Source organism: Mesorhizobium sp. NPDC059025 (assembly GCF_042739655.1).
In the GTDB taxonomy this organism is placed as follows: Bacteria; Pseudomonadota; Alphaproteobacteria; order Rhizobiales; family Rhizobiaceae; genus Mesorhizobium.
Genome location: NZ_JBHYIM010000014.1, coordinates 126,105 through 142,478 on the forward strand (window position 1 = coordinate 126,105; position 16,374 = coordinate 142,478).

Here is a 16,374-nt window from a genome sequence, read left to right on the forward strand (position 1 = left end):
TCACAAAGACTTGAAATGCAGCCGCCTAGAGCGTTTCCGTTTTTTCACGGAAACGCGGAAACGCTCTAACTTTTTGTTTTCACGCAATTCCGGACGGAAAACCGTTAAACACTTTTCCTGGAATTGCTCTAGGTTTACACCCCTTCATGCGGTGGAATTGAAACGCTAAGGACCAGATGCCATCACCCCTGATCTGGCGGGCCATTTGGGCTGTATCGATTGCGGTCATCGTCGCCGTCCTGGCGTTCGTGGCCGTACCCTATTTTGCGTCCAATCGCATCGTGCGCGACCGCATCGCCTGGGAGATGAGCGCCTGGAGCGGTTTCCGCGTCACCATCGAGGGCACGCCCGAGATTTCGATCTGGCCGCAGTTCCGCGCCACGCTGTCGGGTGTCACGCTGTCGAAATGGAGCGATGACAAGGCTCCGCCGGTGATGCAGGCCGAACGGGTCGACATCGACCTGTCGGCGATGGCGGCGCTGCGTGGCGATGTCGTGTTCTCCGGCGTGCAGCTGATCAAGCCGGTCTTCCGCATCGAGCCTGCCGAGCATGGGCTGCTTCTGCCTGCAGCACCTTCTGGCGGCCGCGTCGCGCGCGCCATCGACGCAGCCAGGGAAACGGTCAAGGCCAATCCGGGCAAGCCGGACGCCGTCAAGCTGCCGCAGGAAGGTTTCGGCAGCATCGAATTCCGCGACGGCCGTGTCGTCGCCAGCGTCGACGGATCGGAAGAAGAGGTTGTGACCGGACTGTCGGGCATGGTCGACTGGGAGGCGCTGAATGCGGCCGGCTCGCTGACGGCCAATGGCACCTGGCGCGGCGAGAGCGTGTCCGTGGAGGCCAATTCACCGCAGCCCATGCTGTTGCTGGCGGGCGGTGCTGCACCGTTCACGGTGTCGCTCAAGGCGCCGCCGGCCAATCTCTCATTCGAGGGCAACGGCAATTTCTCGGCGAAATCGTTCTTCGACGGCCAGGCCAAGTTCTCGGCACCGTCGCTGCGGCGCGCGCTGTACTGGCTGCGGGCCGGCATCGCACCCGGCGCCACCACTGGCCCCGTTTCGGTCAGCAGCAAGGTCAGCGGCAATGGCGACCGGATCAAGTTCGAGAATGCCGAGATGACCGTCGACAAGAACCCCGGCAACGGCGCGCTCGATATTTCCTTCAACGATGCAATGCCGGTGATCTCCGGCACCATGGCCTTCGACACCGTCAACCTGGCGGCCTTCCTCGCAGCCTTCACCACGACGGCCGCGGCTCCCGGCGATCTCGATGCGATCGACACATCCTTCGCCGACCGCTTCAACCTCGATCTGAGACTGTCGGCAGCGCATGCCACCGCCGGGCCGATCCAGCTTGCCGACATGGCCGGCACCGCCCAGGTCAAGAACGGCCTCGCCGTCTTCGACATTTCCGACGCCGGCGCCTTTGGCGGCAACATCCAGGCAAGCCTGCGCTTCGATCTGCGTCCGGAAGGCACCCAGGTGGAGATGAAGCTGCTTGCTTCCGACATCAATGGCGCCGAATTCACCTCCGCCGCAGGCATGACGCGCCTGATGCCGACCGGAACGGGCACCGTGTCGCTGATCCTGAAAGGCCCCGGCAAATCCTGGAATTCGATCCTGCAGAATGCAGACGGTTCGGTTTCGGCCACTTTTGGCCCGGGCAATCTGACCGCGCTCAACCTGCCATCGTTCCTGAAGCATGCCGAGGACGGTGGATTCTTCGCGCTCGACGAAGTCGCCGACGGCACGCTGGCGATCGACGGAGCCGAGCTCAAGGCCAGCATAGCCAAGGGCGTCGCTCGCATCGACCGGGCCGAGGCGAAGTCCGGCCAGACCAAGATATGGCTGTCCGGCATCGTGCCTTATGCAGGGCGTGGGCTGGCATTGTCAGGCGGCGTCATCCAGAAACCGACAGCCCAGCCGGCTCCTCAGGCCCAGCCGGCTCCAGCGCAACCAGGCACCGTTCCGGACGGCCAGGCTCCAGCCAGCCAGACCACGTCCAGCACACCGCCTCCGGCCGCGTTGCCTGCGCCCACCACACCCAGCAACAGCGGCAACGAGGCAACCTTCTTCGTCGGCGGGACCTGGACAACGCCCTTCGTGTCGCCGATCACGCGCCGCAAGACAGGCGAATAGAGCAATTCCGGGAGACGGGTACGGTTTTCCGTCCGGGCTTGCGTAACAACACAGAGCTGACGGAGACGCTCCTGAAAAAGGCAGCCGAAGCTGCCTTTTTCATTTTCGGATCGCGAAGCTCTATCCCCGCATCGCCGCCTGTTCGTCGCGCAGGCGCTGCACTTCGCGGCGCTTGTTGACGACCGAGGCGATGATCACCCCCGTCGCAACGATCGCGATCAGGATCGTGCAGGCGGCGTTGATCTCCGGCGTCACGCCGAGGCGGACCTGGCTGTAGATCTTCATCGGCAACGTCGTCGCACCCGGTCCCGAGGTGAAGGACGACGTCACCAGATCATCCAGCGACAGGGTGAAGGCCAGCATCCAGCCCGAGACGATGGCCGGCAGGATGACCGGCAGCGTCACCTGGAAGAAAGTAGCCACCGGCGAGGCACCGAGATCCATCGCCGCCTCTTCGAGCGAGCGGTCGAAGGTGACGAGGCGTGACTGCACCACCACGGCGACGAAGCACATGGTGAAGGAGATGTGCGCCAGCGTCAGCGTGAAGAAACCGCGGTCGAGGCCGACCGCGACGAACAGCAGCAGCAGCGACAGGCCGGTGATGACTTCCGGCATGACCAGGGGCGCAAACACCATGCCCGAGAACAGCACTCGGCCACGGAAGCGGGTGTAGCGGGTCAGCGCGAGCGCCGCCAGCGTGCCGAGCACCGTCGCCACGGTCGCCGAGATCAGGCCGACACGGATGGTGACCCAGGCGGCATCGATCAGCGCCTGGTTCTGGAACAGCGAGACATACCATTTGGTCGAGAAGCCGCCCCAGACGGTGACGAGCTTCGATTCGTTGAAGGAGAAGATCACCAGAAGCACGATGGGCAGGTACAGGAACGCAAAGCCCAGCGTAACCGAGGTGATGTTGAAACGGCTCCAGGTCGTGTTCATCTCAGCGCCCCTGTTCCTGAGCGCGCGCCTGGGCGTGCTGGAAGATGACAATGGGAACAATCAGCACCAGCAGCAGCAGCACCGCCACCGCCGAAGACACCGGCCAGTCGCGATTGGCGTTGAACTCGTTCCACAGCGTGCGGCCGATCATCAGCGTCTGCGAGCCGCCGAGCAGGTCCGGAATGACGAACTCGCCGACGGCCGGGATGAAGACCAGCAGGCTGCCGGCCAGGACGCCGGGCAGCGACATCGGGAAGGTGATCTTCCAGAAGGCGGTGATCGGCGGACAGCCAAGGTCCTGGGCAGCCTCGACCAGCGAGTAATCCATCTTCTCCAGCGCCGAATAAAGCGGCAGCACCATGAACGGCAGGTAGGAGTAGACGATGCCGATGAAGATCGCCGTGTAGGTGTTGAGGATGATCAGCGGCTCGCTGATGATGCCGGTGCTCAGCAGAAGCTGGTTGAGCAGGCCTTCCGGTTTCAGGATGCCGATCCACGCATAGACGCGGATCAGGAACGACGTCCAGAACGGCAGGATGACCAGCATCAGCAGTGTCGGCCTGAGCGTCGCCGGCGCCCGCGCCATGCCATAGGCGATCGGATAGCCGACAAGCAGGGTGAGCAAGGTGGATATGCCGGCAACGATGACGCTGGTGAGGTAGGCGTTGATGTAAAGCGGGTCCTCGGTGAGGAAGATGTAGTTGTCGAAGTTCAATTCCTTCAGCTGGCCGATGATGCCGGAGATGCCGCCGCTGAAATCGAACGCCGGCGTATAGGGCGGCATCGCGATCGCTGTCTGCGACAGCGATATCTTGAAGACGATGAAGAAGGGAACGAGGAAGAAGACCAGCAGGAAGACATAAGGAATGATGATGACCAGCTTGCCGGTGAAGCTGGTGGCCTGTTGCGGGGCAGCCTGCGCCTGGGCGGCGCCGGTTGCGGTTGGGGCAGAAAGGGTAGCACCCGCCATGATCGCCTCCTACCGCGTCAGCACGACGCCGGCATCAGGCCGGAAGGAAACCCAGGCGCGGTCGTTCCAGGTCAGGGGATCGTCCGAGATGCGGGCGGCATTCATGCTCTGCGCGCGCACGATCTGCCCGTCGCTCAGCTTGACGTGGTAAACGGTCATGTCGCCGAGATAGGCGATGTCATAGACTTCGCCTTCCAGCGCATTGGTCGAGCCCTCCGGCTTGGCCGAGGAGATGCGGATCTTTTCGGGACGAATGGCGAAAGCGACGTTGGCACCGGCGGTGGCGTCGCCTGCGTTCTCGACCAGGATCTGCGCGCCGGTGGCACCGGTGATCCTCGCGGTCTTTTCGGTGCGCTCGGCGACCTTGCCCTCGAACATGTTCACATTGCCGACGAAGTTCGCGACGAAGCGCGAGGTCGGCGCCTCGTAGACTTCGGCAGGCGTCGCGACCTGCATCACCTCACCCTTGTCCATGATGGCGATGCGGTCGGCCATCGTCATGGCCTCTTCCTGGTCGTGGGTGACGACGACGAAGGTCAGACCGAGTTCCTGCTGCAGGTCCATCAGTTCGAACTGGGTTTCTTCGCGCAGCTTCTTGTCGAGTGCGCCGAGCGGCTCGTCGAGCAGCAGCACCTTCGGGCGTTTGGCGACGGAACGGGCAAGCGCGACGCGCTGGCGCTGGCCGCCGGAAAGCTGGTGCGGCTTGCGCTTGGCGAAAGCCTCGAGCTTGACCAGCTTCAGCATCTCGGCAACGCGCTTTTCGACATCGGCCCTGGGCATGCCTTCCTGTTTCAGGCCGAAGGCGATGTTCTTTTCCACCGTCATGTGCGGGAACAGCGCATAGGACTGGAACATCATGTTGACCGGGCGCCGGTAAGGCGGCGTGCCGGCGAGGTTTTCGCCGTCGAGCAGGATGCGCCCCGAAGTCGGCTGCTCGAAGCCCGCCAGCATGCGCAGCAGCGTGGACTTGCCACAGCCCGATGCGCCCAGCAGCGCGAAGAACTCGCGCTCGTAGATGGTCAGCGACAAGTTGTTGACGGCGACAAAGTCGCCGAACCGCTTGGTGACATTTTCAAACTGGATGTAAGGCTTTGCGTTCGGATCGTTCCACGGCGCAAAATCCCTGCGAATGCTGCCCAGCGATTTCATTGTCCCACTCCCGTTATCCTGTCCCCGAAAAAACCCCGGCAGTCGGACTGCCGGGGTTTTCGCTGATGCTTATTGTCCCGTGACGACCTTGGTCCAGATGCGCGTGATGGTGCGCTGGGTCTTGGGATCGTACGGTTTGACGGTGAAGAGCTTCTTCATCACCTCTTCATCGGGGTAGATCGTGGGATCGCCGGTGATCTCCTTGTTGATCAGCGGCTGCGAGGCCTTGTTGCCGTTGGCGTAGAAGACATAGTCCGACGACTTGGCGATCACTTCCGGCTTCATCATGTAGTTGATGAATTCCAGCGCTTCGGCCGGGTGCTTGGCATCGGCCGGCACGGCCATCTGGTCGAACCACATCTCGGCGCCTTCCTTCGGGATCGTATAAGCGATCTCGACGCCGGCCTTGGCTTCCTGGGCGCGGTTGCGCGCCTGGAACAGGTCGCCCGAGAAGCCGACGGCAAGGCAGATGTCGCCGTTGGCGAGCGCGTTGATGTATTCGGAGGAGTGGAACTTGCGCACCGAAGGACGGATGCTCAGCATCAGCTCTTCCGCCTTGGCGAGATCTTCGGCCTTGTTCGAGTTCGGATCGATCTTCAGATAGTTGAGCGCGGTCGGCAGGATGTCGGTGGGCGAATCCAGCATCATCACGCCACAATCCTTCAGCTTGGCGAGATTCTCCGGCTTGAACACCGTGTCCCAGCTGTCGATCGTGTCGACGCCGAGCGCTTCCTTGATCTTCTTGGTGTTGTAGCCGATGCCGGTGGTGCCCCACATGTAGTTGACCGAGTATTCGTTGCCCGGATCGAATGCGGCGACGCGTTCCTGGACCACGTCCCACATGTTCTTGAGGTTCGGCAGCTTCGACTTGTCGAGCTTCTGGTAAACGCCGGCAGCGATCTGGCGCACCAGGAACGGCGTGGCGGTCGGCACGACGACGTCGTAACCCGAACCGCCGGCCAGCAGCTTGGTTTCCAGGATCTCGTTGGAATCATAGACGTCGTAGACGACCTTGATGCCGGTTTCCTTGGTGAAGTCGGCAATGATCGACTGGTCGATGTAGTCGGACCAGTTGTAGACGTTGACGACGCGCTCCTGTGCCTGCGCACCCAGCGTCGGCAACGTCAACGCCACGGCCGTCGCCGCCAGCAAAATCGCTTTGCGGATCATCATTCAAACTCCCTTTGTCAGTGTTCCCTTGCCGGCCGGCACGATGGCCCTGATCCGGCATTCATTGTCGATTGGTGTTATGGCAACGGACGACACGCCGCTGAGACGGCGGTGCCTGGAATGCGTGCGATAGAAAGGCAAAGTGCAGCCTGTCTGGCTGCTTGGGGGAACTACCGCCCGCGGCTGCCCGATTGGCAGACCAAGGCGATGAAGCTCGATCCTGGTTTGGCCGGCTCTGTCACGTGGCAAGATGCGCCTGTCTTGTTGTTGCCGCATCTGCAGCCTGCCCGTCGCGTAGCAGGCTTGTCAATGGGCAAAGATGTTCCAATCGCTCCTGACAATCAAATCTCGGTTTGTGTCAGGTAGGCGACGGGATGCCGGTGGTACCGGGTCGCGCCGGTCGCGACTGGCGCCGCATTTCCAGGCCGATGTGAACAAGCAGTGCGGCAACGACGACGATGCCGCCAACCATGGTGCGGGCGGAAGGCACCTCGCCATGCACGAGCCAGACCCAGATCGGCCCCAGGATGGGCTCGAATGTGCCGAGCAGCGCCGCCACCGCCGCCGGAACCAGCCGGGCGCCGGTGGCGAAGAAAGCAAGCCCCACGCCGAGGTTGATGACGCCGAAGGCGAACAGGAAGCCCATGTCGCGCGGCGAAACCGCGAACTGGCTGGCCTGCGAAGCAGCAAAAAGCGCGGCCAGGATCGTGCCGAGGCAGGTGGCCGGCGTCATGCGCACCTGCGCAAAGCGTCGGGTTATGACGGTAGCGACCGAAAACATGAAGGCGATGAGCAAGGCCAGCCCGTCGCCGATCGGCGACACCGCACCGCCGAGCGATTCCGAGACCATGATGGCGACGCCGACGATCACGCCGGCGATCGCCGCCCAGGTGGCGGCCGAAACTCTTTCGCGAAACAGCAGCCAGCTCAGCAACGCCGCCAGCAACGGCACACCGGCCTGCATGAGCAGGATGTTGGCGACCTTGGTGTAGGCGAGCGCGACGACGAAACAGGTGGACGCGGTGGCGAAACAGACGGCGACCGCAAGGCCCGGCAATCCCATGTCGCGGAACAGCTTGAGGGTTCCGCGCGGGCCGTCGCGCCATGCCATGAAAGCGATGAGAAAAGCCGCTGCCCAGACCGAGCGCCAGAACACCACCGTCCAGCTGTCATCGACCGCGATGAAGCGGGCAATGGTGCCACCAAGGCTCCACATCAGGGCGGACAGGAACACCAGCAGATAGCCGATGCGTTCCTCCCGCAATGCCGATGGTTGAGCGATGGCGTTCATGGCTCACTATTGCCCTTTCGCATGCGACGCATTGTGCGGGGGACGACAGAATCTGGCGGTTTCCAATTGTCCCCCTGGAGCAACTCCAACGGAAACGCTCCAGCTGGAACTGAGCGCGAAAGAACCGATGCGGGCAAGGGCCGGATTGCCCGCTTCGGTTGTTCCAATCCGCGGCCACACGCAGCCGGCGGATCATTTGACGATCCCCTGGCGACGCAGCCGGAAAGGACCTACTGCGCCTGCTTCAGCGCCTCGGACAATACCGTGTCCTCGCCGGCGGCATAGCTTGCGAATGTCTGCACGACAGGAATGGCGGGAGCCAACGAACCGGATGGCGTGCCATAGACATAGTTGAGGAAGAAGCATGTCGTGACCTGCGCCAGGCCGCAGCCATCCTCCCAATCGTGAAAGGCGGTGGTGTAGCGGACGGTCAGCCTGGAATTCGGCAAGGTGACGTTGCCGCCCTCACCCCAGAATTTCGACCTGTCGCCCATCGGCTCACCCATCAGGATGCCACGCCCGCCGGCATGATATTTCAGCATCGCCGCGGTGCTGAGCGCCGCCGAAAATGTCGTCCCGCTGGTGAGGATCAGGACCTTGCCGTCCTGCGGCACGAGTTCGGGCAATTGCTTCGAGAAATCGGCCGTTTGCGTGTAGTCGCCGCCCGGATTGAAACGCAGGTCCACCACAGCGTTCCTGATCCGGCGTGTCTTCGCCTCGGCCAGCACGTCGGCGAGATAGCCGTGCAGGGACTTGCCGTCCTGGTCGCGCACACGGTTGATCTGCACATAAAGGGTGCTGCCATCGGCCAGGAAGTCATGCCAGAAAAACCGGTCGGGCCGCGCCAGCGCCGGTGGCACCGGCACGCCCTGCAGCACATGGACCCAGGATCCGTTGTCATCGGGCAGCGCAACGGGGCTCAGATAGCGTTTCGGCCAGAATGTCCTGGTCAGCGGCTCCGGCGTGCCTGGCTCGGCGGCGAGCGTGTGCGACGCCTGCGATCCGTCACGCGGTTGCAGGACCAGCGCCGCGGCGTCCGCCTTGTCGGCAAGGCCGGCGGCATGCAGCAGTTCCGGCGAGGCAAGCAGGTTCGGCGACAACTCACGCGCCAGGTTGGCCGGCCCGCCGACATAGGCGCGCAGTCCTTCGAGCAGCTGGGTCGTTGAATGACCGTCGAGCGTGACAAGCTGCGCTCCCAGCAGATCATGCTGGTCGGGACGCACCGCCACCACGAACAACCCGTCGGCAAACCAGCCGAAGCGCAGCGGCAGCGCGTTGAAACCATGGCCGCCGACCAGCGCCATGACGCTGGTGTGACCATTGTCGGCCAACGCCACCGCACGCGCGGCACCCATGGCAAAGCCCGCGCGGTCCAGACCGGGCGCACGGGCGGCAAGCTCGCCCATCGCTGCGTTGAAGGCCGAGCGGGTCTCGTTGGTGAAGCTGCGTTCGACCTCGGGCAGACGCTGCAGCAGATCGAGGTCCTGCCGGTTCCTCTCGGCCTGCGACGCAGCCGGCGGGAACTTGACCTGCGGATAGGATTTGAAGGTCGGATAGAGGATGACGGCGGCGGGCGCGACCACAAGGATCAGGACCGCGACGACAAAAATGGCGATGCGCCGCAGCCAGCGCCGCACGGGACGATCGGTACCAGCCATCGGTGCCCTCACCGGTTACACAATGTCGCGCGGGAAAATGCGGACAGAGCCGGCAAGCGTCAATGTCAGCGGTAGCTAACATGCCATCTCTGCTGAAACGATCCTGACAAAATACCGGGACATCGAGGCTGGCAATATTCCTGTGAGGCCTTCAACGTTCGAGCCGAGATTTTCGTCGCAGCACGGCCTGGCAGGACCTCGAAAGGACAGCGCTGTGCCAAGCACTCACGGATCGATGACGAGGTATCCGAATTCACCGTTCCGGTAGTGCTCGAAATGCCGGCATCCGTCGATCACCGGATCCAGCCGTGCGCGGCTGAGATAACCCGTCTCCACGTAGATCCGGCTCCGCCAGTTCCGGCGTCGTACCGAGCCGATGAACTCGATCAGGGTCACCACGGGGCCGTCGGGATCGCAGATCGAAATGGGTGGCATCTGGGGACGCTCCTCCAGTTCGCGCGGGGTGTAATCCGCATCGCCACCATAGGGGATGTTGGCAATGATGATGTCGGGCTCGCGCATGTGCACGTCGTCCACGAAGTAGCTTTCCTGGAAATCGATCTCGGCCTGATGCGTCAGCGCATTTTCTCGGGCCAGCGCCAGCGCGTTCGGATCGATATCACATGCGGAAACGGCAAGGTCGGGCCGCGAGCACTTCAGCGAAATGGAGATCCAGCCGCAACCTGTGCCGACCTCCAGCAAGGATCCTCGCTGAGGCGCCTCCGCTATCACGCGCTCGATCAGCTCTTCGGTGTAGGCATCAGGAATGTAGCTGCGCCGGTCGATCTTGAATTTGCGCCCCAGCATTTGAGCCCAGCCTCGAAGATAGGCATTCGGCTCGCCGAATTTCTTGCGGATCGCGAGGCGGCGCAGCAAAGCGCTGTCGCCAGCAGCCATGTGCAATATCTCCATGATTTCCTCTCGAGGCACATCGCGCTGCTCAAGCATGGCCATGACATCCAGCTGGAGTTTGCCCTCTTCCATCTTCGCAATCTGCAATTCAGCAATATTCATCGGCTTTCTCCAACCGGTTTCCTGGTGCTGTGGCGTTTCTGCCGGGGAAAAAAGAGGCAATCGCAACGCCCACTACGATCAGGCCTCCCCCGACGATCGTTTCAAGCGTTGGCCTCTCTCCCAGAAACAAGGCGCCGCCAATGATCGATACCGCGGGCACCAAAAGCAGATAGGGGGCAACGAGATTGATCGGATGGCGAGAGATCAGGAAGTACCAGGTACCGATCCCTCCAGCCGTCATGACAATCCCGAGATAGACGACCTGCAGCCAATTCGTGGCCGACGCGGTCCAGACCGACTGCATCTGCGGCTCCCCGAAAACAAAAGAGAGGACGACAAGCTGCGGCGCGGCCAGAAGCGACAAGGCTCCGAGCAGGCTGAAGCTGGCGGTAAGGCTGAGCCTGCGGATCATCAACTGCCCGGTCGACCAGATCACCATGCTGACAACCGCCAGAATGACGGGGAAGAAACTGCCGGACACAACTGGCCTGCCGGCCACGAAAGTCACACCGACAAAGGAGACGATAACCCCCAGAATGATCGTCCGGCTCGGAATCTCCCGCAGGAACAGTGCCGACATGACAATCAGTATAGGGGCCTCCATCTGAGCCAACATCACGGTAACCGAAACGTCGAGCTGGCTGAGACTATAGTTTGAAAGACTATATGGAATACTTATCGACAAAATAGAAAGTACAATGACGTCTTTGAGATTCAGACCCTTCCATTTGCAGAATGGAAGCATGGCGACACCCGCACAGCCGAACCGAAACGCGGCCATGATTATTGGTGGAAAATGATCGAGCGCCGCTTTTACGAAAACCCATCCCAGGCCGAAGATAACCGACAAGGTTAAGGCCAGAAACCTATGCGACCCAACCATTTATGGGATCCTTCAGACATCGTTTTGGAAAGTCAATCGTTCCCCATTGTTTCGCGTCTGCTGCGGAAAGGCAGCCACGATAAATTCGAAGTCCATATGAATTTATTGAATCACGGGTGCCTACTTCGTTGGTGCAGTATCGTCTGCAGTGATGCTCGCGCTTTTCTATTCAAGTTGAGGGGAAAGAGAATGGCACTTAACGGAAGCGATATTCGTGCCAGATTTAACAAGAAATTTATGCATCTTTCGAAGAAAAACAGCCGAGCCGAAGCAACACTTATTCTTCTCGTCGAAATGACAGCGATCGCATCCTGCGTCCTGGTGCCCCTTCTGATCCTGCAGCACTCCTGGCTGGCGTTCGTTGCAGTCTACTGGATCGCGATCGCGATGATCGGCATGCGCATGAGATGCTTCGGCAACATCATCCATGAGTGCAGCCATGGCGGGTTCGTCAACGATCGGGCCTGGAACGAGGCGATCGGTCGCCTCCTTTCCATCCTGCTTCTCTACTCCTTCGCCAACTATCGTCGAGATCATATCACCCATCATCAGTACACGGGAGACTATGAGCGGGACCGCGAATTTGCGGACACCGCGAAGTTCAATTTCCATGAGCCGCTGACATCGTCCCGCTGGCTCCATTACCTGCGCCGTTTTTTTGTTGCCGAGACGATCCTGGCTTATACCGGCCGCACGTTTCTCGGGAGCAATGAGAGCCTGCCCTGGAAAATCGCGCGCCTGATCTATGTCGGCTCTCTTCTTGCCGCAGTCGGCGGTCTCGTGGTGCTGAATCCCGTTGCCATCATCGTCGTCGCATTCTGGATCGTACCGCTTTGCGTCGTTCTGCCTGCCATCGGCTACGCCACCGACATCATGGATCACGCCGGGCTCCTGCAGAACGAGGATGACATCGACAAGGCCCGAAACTACGTGGTCGAGAGTGCATTCATCCAATGGCTGATCTTCCCGCGGAACGACTCCTACCATCTGTTCCATCACCTCTTTCCGGCGGTCTCTACGCGCTCCTTCCCGGAGTGCCACGCAATCCTGATGTCCGAGTGTCCGGAATATGCCGCCCGCAAACACTCACTGGCGGAGTGGGTCGAGGATTTTCGCTACCGCAATCCTGCGCCGTCCATCAGCTAGATCGGTTCCAGCAAAACCTTGCTGCCATTCCGCTTCCGGAAACGCGCGTGAGCATTGAGGGCAATTTCACTTCCGCCGAAGACGCTCGATACGACCCTGATTACTGCCTGTTACCTGGAGGGCATTCGCCATGAACTTCGTCTCCGCCACCTTATCGGAATACCACATAGTCATGTTGGGACTCGAAGAACTCAGACCCACGGAGGAGATCAATCTCGACCGGGCGATGTCGCTCTCGAAGGCCATCTCCCGCGACTCCGTCTGGACGCGTCCGCTTCTGGTGGAGCTCAAACACTCGCTCGTCATGGATGGCCACCATCGGCTGTATTGCGCGCGCCAGCTGTCGCTCAGAAAAGTGCCTTGCATCCTGCTTTCCTACGAGGACCCCAGGCTTTCCGTCACCTCATGGGAGGATGAGGCCTCATTCGACACGAACAGGATCTACGAGGCCGGGCTTTCCGGAAAGCTTCTCGGGTTCAAGTCCACGCGGCATCGCCTGGATCCCCAAATTCCGACCTGCGGAATCGCCCTGCACACCTTGATGTGAGGACCCGTAGCGAGCATGGACGCCGAGACAGCCCCTCTCATCAGCAGCCAGGTTCAAGAACTCCTCGCGGAAAAGATGGTGCTGTCGGAATGGGTATCCTGCTTCGGATCCCCCTTGCACGTGGTGTTTCCCGCCCAGGCCAGCGAGAATTGTCGGCAATGGGCGGACCTGCTCGGGAGGGCCTATGGATCATGCAGGATCCAGTTCGCCCTCAAATCCTGCAAGTCATCGGCGCTTCTTCGGGCATTTGCGAAGGCCGGCGCCGGCGCTGACGTTTCATCTACGCAGGAGATCATGTCGGCCTTCCTCAACATGGTTTCCGTGCGCGACATGGCGATGACCGGGCCGGCAAAAACGAAGCACGAGATGGCGCTTTGTCTGAAGCACGCGATCGCCATTCATGTGGACTGCATCGAAGAGCTTCGACGGCTCCTGGACGTCGCCGGATGGGCCGGAGATCCGGGACGACTGTTTCTGAGATTGCGGCCCGAATCGGAGGCCGGATCCCGCTTCGGAATGACCCCGGACCAGATCCAGGAGTGTCTGAAGCTGCTAAAAGTGGCCGGTATCGAGCAGGTGGGTTACTCCTTCCACGTCAACGACTACGAAATACGCTCCCGCGTCAGGGAATTGCGCCGCTGCCTGCGGTTGGCTCGCCAAAGTCACGCCGCGGGGTTTCGGTGCTGTGGCATCGATATTGGCGGCGGCTTCCCGCTGCGTTACCTCGCAGATCTCGATCGGGATACCTACAACCACGGCCCTCTCTGGTCGGGCAGCTGCGCTTCCGGAACCTACCCTTATGCAGCCGAGCCCCATGGCCCCTTTCATGCGGCCACGGTGGTCGAGACCGTGCTGGCGGATCCGGCCGAACTTGCCTTTCTTGAGGCGGAGGACATCCCGATCCTGCTGCAGCCCGGTCGGTCACTGCTCGACCAGTGCGGCGTGACCGCCTTTCGCGTGACCGAACTGAAAGCGCGGGACGAGAACAGCCAGATCGCCGTGCTCGATGGCATGTCATTTTCATTGTCCGAAATATGGTTCGGCAGTGACTTCGTGCCTGAACCCGTCGTCATCAATGTTGGTGATCGGGTGCCAAAAACGGCCGATCTGCATACATATCTGGTTGGGAGAAGCTGCCTGGAATCCGACGTCATCCGAAAGCGCGGCATCCGGCCCGCCAACGGCATATCGGTGGGTGATCTCGTCGTCTTCGTGAACACGGCCGGATATCAGATGGATTCCAACGAAAGCACGTTCCATCAAATTCCTCTCCCAAGAAAACTTGCCGCTATCCGCAAAAGCAATGGCTGGGCGATCCACCTGGACGAACAGGGATCGAGGGAGGAATGAAAAATGATCGTTGAGAACATTCTGGAAACAATCGGCAACACACCTGTTCTCCACATCGCATTGAGAGGTGGCGAGGTCAGCCTCTTCATCAAGCTGGAGATGTTCAATCCGACCGGCTCCATGAAGGACCGGATGCCCCTGAGCATGATACGGAACCTGCCGCATGGCGAGCATGGAGCACCGCCCGAGGTTGTGGAGTCCTCCTCGGGAAATACGGCAAGCGGGCTTTCGATGATCTCGGCGGTGATGGGCATGAAGTTCACCGCGCTGATGGATCACCATGCCAGTCCAGACAAGATCAACACAGTCCGGGCCCTGGGAGGCGAGGTGATCGTTGTGGGCAATCCAGACGGAACACTGGCAACCGGCATGCGTGACAGCCTGGCCAGGGAGATGTCCCTCAAGGAGGGTGTCCATTGGACGGAACAACATAACAACCCGGCCAACGGCGACGGATATGAAAGTCTGGCTGCCGAACTTCTCAGGGATATCGGACCGAGCATCACCCATTTCGTCTCTGCCATCGGCACGGGTGGATCCCTCTGTGGGACGGCTCGGGCACTTCGTCGCACACTGCCTGCCCTGAGGGTGATCGGCGTCGAGCCCGCCGGCAGCGTTGTCTTTGGCGGCTCGGGCCACGTCTACCATCAATCCGGCACCGGCACCCCCGCAGGGGCCGACGTTGGCCTGGTGATAGATTATGACGTGATCGACCATGGCCGGAAGGTCAACGACGGCGCTGCGTTCTCGGTCTGCCGTTACCTCGCACGCAAGCACGGCCTCCTCGTCGGCGGATCCACGGGCGGTGCCGTCTTTGAAGCTCTCCGGATTGCGCGGAATGCGCCGCGCGGCTCCAAGATCGTTACCTTGGCCTGCGACAGTGGAACCAAGTACCTGGACAGCATCTACAACGACGAATGGCTCGCTGCGCGAAACATAGGCCTCACGAATATCGACGACGACTTCGCGGATGTGCTGGCGGACACAATGACCGCACCCAATCTGGTGTACCGAAGACCGGCAGGCACGGTGGCTTCACCGACCAGAAATGGAACGGCAAGGAACTCAACCATAGCTTCGGCATAGCCCTGTCGGCCCCTTTGCCAGACGCGGATGGTTGGGGGATCAACGTGTCAGGGCCGCGTAATCTGGTTCACGGTGCGCTTCAGCAGGGCTTTGAGCTGTTTTGTCGCTTCTCGCTGCGAGCGTCTCTTTGGCGTGAGGAGGTAGTAGGCGTAGGGCGCATTGACCCATTGGTCAAACGGGCTCACCAGGTTGCCGCGTCGAACTTCCTCGCCGACAGTTACATAATCCATTATGGCGACGCATTGGCTCACCTTGAGCACTTCGACCGTGAATCTCGAGCCTTTCACAGCGTGTCCGAATGAGACCTCGAATTTCTGGGCGTATTCCTCGCTGTAAAAGGACTTCGCCCAATAGTACCACATCGAACGACCTTCCGGCGTCGATTCCGGCGTCGGCAACCGGGTGATTTTCAGATAGTCATCCACATTCTCGATGAGACGAGCCGTTTCAGGTGTACACACCGGGGCGATCTTATCGATGAAGAGCAATTCGGAATCCGCATCGGCGTAGTCTCCGCTTCCGTAGCGGATCGCGAAGTCTATCGTGTTGCGATCGAAACTCAGCGGAACGGGCGAAAAATCACACTGGATATGAAGCCCCGGCAAGCGGAGCTCAAGTGCGGCCAACTGCTCCGCAAGCCATGAGATTGCAAGTGTCGGAACGCACGTGATGCGCAGTGGCCCGGCCACTTCGTGCCGCATCAAACTGTCGGTAGCGTTGATCAGGATGTCAAAGCCCGGTCGAATTGCGTCCGAATACATGCGCCCTTGCGGCGTCAATGCAATCGAGTTCGTCGTTCGTGCGATAAGCTTCGTCCCCAGGAACTCTTCAAGCGTCTGAAGGTGATGGGTTACAGATGGGGGCGAAATCCCCAGTTCGAGCGCAGCTTTCGACATGCTTTCCTGCCGAGCTATCGCATCGAACGCACGGATTGCGTTCAGGGGTGGCAATTTCGACCGCGTCCCTTTCATCCGTACACTCCCAAGCGCCGCTCTCCGAGTTTAGAGAGGTGGCTCGGTTTTGAACTGCACCGTCT

Annotated in this window: 14 protein-coding genes; 5 read left to right on the forward strand and 9 right to left on the reverse strand. The window is 60.8% G+C overall.

Translation table 11 applies throughout. From position 1 onward, the window contains the following. The first annotated feature begins 176 nt into the window (after nucleotides 1-176). Nucleotides 177-2,135 (forward strand): AsmA-like C-terminal region-containing protein, encoded by a 1,959-nt coding sequence (locus tag ACFWYE_RS26395; protein ID WP_379115131.1) that lies wholly within the window; start codon nucleotides 177-179, stop codon nucleotides 2,133-2,135. Nucleotides 2,136-2,255: 120 nt separating this feature from the next. On the opposite strand, the gene ACFWYE_RS26400 is transcribed toward ACFWYE_RS26395, so the two are convergent. From ACFWYE_RS26400 to ACFWYE_RS26435, 8 genes are all read right to left on the reverse strand, one after another. Next, nucleotides 2,256-3,074: an ABC transporter permease gene (locus tag ACFWYE_RS26400; protein ID WP_379062929.1), complete on the reverse strand. Its 819-nt coding sequence runs from the start codon at nucleotides 3,072-3,074 to the stop codon at nucleotides 2,256-2,258. A 1-nt stretch (nucleotide 3,075) separates the two neighbouring features. Further along, a complete protein-coding gene (locus ACFWYE_RS26405) occupies nucleotides 3,076-4,044 on the reverse strand; it encodes an ABC transporter permease subunit (RefSeq protein WP_379062931.1) in 969 nt (322 codons plus the stop codon). 9 nt (nucleotides 4,045-4,053) lie between these two features. Next, nucleotides 4,054-5,193, reverse strand: coding sequence for an ABC transporter ATP-binding protein (locus tag ACFWYE_RS26410; RefSeq protein WP_379115132.1), 1,140 nt, complete (start codon nucleotides 5,191-5,193; stop codon nucleotides 4,054-4,056). Between the two features lie 69 nt (nucleotides 5,194-5,262). After that, a complete protein-coding gene (locus ACFWYE_RS26415) occupies nucleotides 5,263-6,363 on the reverse strand; it encodes a polyamine ABC transporter substrate-binding protein (protein ID WP_379073177.1) in 1,101 nt (366 codons plus the stop codon). Between the two features lie 358 nt (nucleotides 6,364-6,721). Beyond that, the gene (locus ACFWYE_RS26420; RefSeq protein WP_379115133.1) at nucleotides 6,722-7,654 is read right to left on the reverse strand and encodes a DMT family transporter; all 933 of its coding nucleotides are present in this window, start codon (nucleotides 7,652-7,654) and stop codon (nucleotides 6,722-6,724) included. Nucleotides 7,655-7,884: 230 nt separating this feature from the next. Continuing rightward, nucleotides 7,885-9,312, reverse strand: a complete 1,428-nt coding sequence (locus ACFWYE_RS26425) for a hypothetical protein (protein ID WP_379115134.1) — start codon at nucleotides 9,310-9,312, stop codon at nucleotides 7,885-7,887. Between the two features lie 225 nt (nucleotides 9,313-9,537). Next, entirely contained in the window at nucleotides 9,538-10,386 is an 849-nt protein-coding gene (locus tag ACFWYE_RS26430; RefSeq protein ID WP_379115135.1) for a methyltransferase, read from the reverse strand. Beyond that, nucleotides 10,313-11,209 carry a DMT family transporter gene (locus ACFWYE_RS26435; RefSeq protein WP_379115136.1) on the reverse strand — a complete coding sequence of 299 codons (897 nt, stop codon included), beginning with the start codon at nucleotides 11,207-11,209 and terminating at the stop codon, nucleotides 10,313-10,315. Before ACFWYE_RS26435 ends, ACFWYE_RS26430 begins: the two co-directional genes overlap by 74 nt. Between ACFWYE_RS26435 and ACFWYE_RS26440 the strand changes: the two genes are divergently transcribed. The 4 genes from ACFWYE_RS26440 to ACFWYE_RS26455 all read left to right on the forward strand — a co-directional run bounded on the left by ACFWYE_RS26440 (nucleotide 11,195) and on the right by ACFWYE_RS26455 (nucleotide 15,338). Continuing rightward, nucleotides 11,195-12,355 carry a fatty acid desaturase family protein gene (locus ACFWYE_RS26440; RefSeq protein ID WP_379115137.1) on the forward strand — a complete coding sequence of 387 codons (1,161 nt, stop codon included), beginning with the start codon at nucleotides 11,195-11,197 and terminating at the stop codon, nucleotides 12,353-12,355. The genes ACFWYE_RS26435 and ACFWYE_RS26440 overlap by 15 nt on opposite strands. 130 nt (nucleotides 12,356-12,485) lie before the next feature. Continuing rightward, nucleotides 12,486-12,902 (forward strand): hypothetical protein, encoded by a 417-nt coding sequence (locus tag ACFWYE_RS26445; RefSeq protein ID WP_379115138.1) that lies wholly within the window; start codon nucleotides 12,486-12,488, stop codon nucleotides 12,900-12,902. A gap of 15 nt (nucleotides 12,903-12,917) precedes the next feature. Next, a complete protein-coding gene (locus ACFWYE_RS26450; RefSeq protein ID WP_379115139.1) occupies nucleotides 12,918-14,252 on the forward strand; it encodes a hypothetical protein in 1,335 nt (444 codons plus the stop codon). A gap of 3 nt (nucleotides 14,253-14,255) precedes the next feature. Next, nucleotides 14,256-15,338, forward strand: coding sequence for a PLP-dependent cysteine synthase family protein (locus ACFWYE_RS26455; protein WP_379115140.1), 1,083 nt, complete (start codon nucleotides 14,256-14,258; stop codon nucleotides 15,336-15,338). 47 nt (nucleotides 15,339-15,385) lie between these two features. On the opposite strand, the gene ACFWYE_RS26460 is transcribed toward ACFWYE_RS26455, so the two are convergent. Beyond that, a complete protein-coding gene (locus tag ACFWYE_RS26460) occupies nucleotides 15,386-16,309 on the reverse strand; it encodes a LysR family transcriptional regulator (RefSeq protein ID WP_379115141.1) in 924 nt (307 codons plus the stop codon). Nucleotides 16,310-16,374 lie beyond the last annotated feature (65 nt).

What these genes read in the sequence shown, in the direction of transcription:
- ACFWYE_RS26395 (WP_379115131.1), top strand. Translation starts at nt 177, where the DNA reads ATGCCATCACCCCTGATCTGGCGGGCCATTTGGGCTGTATCGATTGCG.
- ACFWYE_RS26400 (WP_379062929.1), bottom strand. Translation starts at nt 3,074, where the DNA reads ATGAACACGACCTGGAGCCGTTTCAACATCACCTCGGTTACGCTGGGC.
- ACFWYE_RS26405 (WP_379062931.1), bottom strand. Translation starts at nt 4,044, where the DNA reads ATGGCGGGTGCTACCCTTTCTGCCCCAACCGCAACCGGCGCCGCCCAG.
- ACFWYE_RS26410 (WP_379115132.1), bottom strand. Translation starts at nt 5,193, where the DNA reads ATGAAATCGCTGGGCAGCATTCGCAGGGATTTTGCGCCGTGGAACGAT.
- ACFWYE_RS26415 (WP_379073177.1), bottom strand. Translation starts at nt 6,363, where the DNA reads ATGATCCGCAAAGCGATTTTGCTGGCGGCGACGGCCGTGGCGTTGACG.
- ACFWYE_RS26420 (WP_379115133.1), bottom strand. Translation starts at nt 7,654, where the DNA reads ATGAACGCCATCGCTCAACCATCGGCATTGCGGGAGGAACGCATCGGC.
- ACFWYE_RS26425 (WP_379115134.1), bottom strand. Translation starts at nt 9,312, where the DNA reads ATGGCTGGTACCGATCGTCCCGTGCGGCGCTGGCTGCGGCGCATCGCC.
- ACFWYE_RS26440 (WP_379115137.1), top strand. Translation starts at nt 11,195, where the DNA reads ATGCGACCCAACCATTTATGGGATCCTTCAGACATCGTTTTGGAAAGT.
- ACFWYE_RS26435 (WP_379115136.1), bottom strand. Translation starts at nt 11,209, where the DNA reads ATGGTTGGGTCGCATAGGTTTCTGGCCTTAACCTTGTCGGTTATCTTC.
- ACFWYE_RS26445 (WP_379115138.1), top strand. Translation starts at nt 12,486, where the DNA reads ATGAACTTCGTCTCCGCCACCTTATCGGAATACCACATAGTCATGTTG.
- ACFWYE_RS26450 (WP_379115139.1), top strand. Translation starts at nt 12,918, where the DNA reads ATGGACGCCGAGACAGCCCCTCTCATCAGCAGCCAGGTTCAAGAACTC.
- ACFWYE_RS26455 (WP_379115140.1), top strand. Translation starts at nt 14,256, where the DNA reads ATGATCGTTGAGAACATTCTGGAAACAATCGGCAACACACCTGTTCTC.
- ACFWYE_RS26460 (WP_379115141.1), bottom strand. Translation starts at nt 16,309, where the DNA reads ATGAAAGGGACGCGGTCGAAATTGCCACCCCTGAACGCAATCCGTGCG.